This is a genomic window from Paenibacillus dendritiformis (assembly GCF_015845845.1).
Classification (GTDB): domain Bacteria; phylum Bacillota; class Bacilli; order Paenibacillales; family Paenibacillaceae; genus Paenibacillus_B; species Paenibacillus_B dendritiformis_C.
The window spans coordinates 1-506 of record NZ_LDIG01000058.1 but is presented as its reverse complement, the minus strand read 5'-3'; the positions used below and the strand labels follow the sequence as shown (position 1 = coordinate 506).

Sequence of the window (506 nt, the reverse complement as noted above, 5' to 3'; positions counted from 1 at the left end):
CTCCTATTAACGTAATACTGAGCAGTATTGACTATTTTTCTATAATTCAGACTGTAAGCCATTCAGTATAGCGAGGAGGCAAAAAAACATAAACGAAATAAACAACATAAGAGCTCGTGATTTAGCTCAAAGAAATAGAGACGTACCTATTGCGGCTAGTGGTGTCAAGTCCAAAATTGTGTGTAAATTCCCTCAAGTAAAACTCGCGCGCCCCCCTTTAACTATCGCACAATTTTGGATTCGGTTTTTACGTTCGTTTTTCGCCACTCCAAATAATCCGTCATATCCAGATACTTTCGGCCATTGCTCCACTTTTCATCTATCTCCATTAGCAAGGCTCCAAGTAATCGATATGCAGAATCGCGGTTTGGAAAGATACGAATCACACGCTCACGACGTCGTACTTCCTCATTCAAACGCTCTTGGCTGTTCGTCGTACGCAGACGCTTGCGGTACTTCTCTGGAATCGACATTACCGCCGTAGCATCGTCGAAACCTTGCTCCAA

Annotated in this window: 1 protein-coding gene; it reads right to left on the bottom strand. The window is 43.1% G+C overall.

Features of this window, described 5'->3' with window-relative positions; genetic code table 11:
• Positions 1-221: 221 nt before the first annotated feature.
• On the bottom strand, positions 222-506 hold a 285-nt coding region (locus ABD76_RS02440), incomplete at its 5' end, for a transposase (protein ID WP_197253985.1).